Raw genomic sequence first — 733 nt, 5'->3', positions numbered from 1 at the left:
GGGCCAAAAGCAGTCGGCCTCGAGTGCACGCGAGTCCGATGCGGAAGGCGAACGGCCATCATAACGCGCGGTTATTGACTTCATCGCGTGATGTCATTTCCCAGTCGCCGCGCGGAATTTCATGCTTACGCGGTACCGGGCTCATCCGGCGCATAATCAGGAGGCTACAAATGTCAGTCCAGAAGCCGGTTCTAACGCCGCCCCACGGTGGCGAGAAGGTGACCACGAGCGGAGGCTCGAGCATCGAGATTAAAGTGGAGAGCAGCCAGTCCGGAGGCGAATATGGCGCTGTCCTGTGGACGGTGCGGGCTGGGCAGGAGCCTCCGATGCACACTCACTCGCGCGAGGACGAGCTAGTCTACGTGGTTGAGGGGCAGCTAATCGCGCGGGTCGGCGATTCCCGCGTTGAGGTGGGGGCAGGCTCCTACGCGGCTCTTCCCCGTGGTGTGCCGCATACGATCGAAGTGGTCGGCGACCAAGCGACCCTGCTGGCCACCTACGTGCCGGGTGGGCTGGAGCGTTTGTTGGTGCCCCGGAAAGGCGAGAAGCCCGATCCGGCTGCTTTCGGCGTGACGTTCCCGTAGGGCCGAGGACCATAGCGCGTGGCGTTCGTGACCGTGCGCCCGCGCGGGCGCTCGGGACCGCGCCAGATGATCGATTGCACGCGCCGGCCAGGTGCGCGTAACGGCCTCCCAGCTTCAGACCAACCAGCGCATATTTCCGCCTTGGGTCA

1 protein-coding gene is annotated in these 733 nt (G+C 64.5%); it reads left to right on the top strand.

From position 1 onward, the window contains the following. Positions 1-170: 170 nt before the first annotated feature. The gene (locus ACZYOF_RS44145; RefSeq protein ID WP_130584131.1) at positions 171-584 is read left to right on the top strand and encodes a cupin domain-containing protein; all 414 of its coding nucleotides are present in this window, start codon (positions 171-173) and stop codon (positions 582-584) included. The last annotated feature ends 149 nt before the right edge of the window (positions 585-733 follow it).

This window comes from Bradyrhizobium sp. LeoA1Lang, from assembly GCF_055413685.1.
Note: the sequence above shows the minus strand (reverse complement) of the source record. Positions and strands in the feature narration are given on the sequence as shown.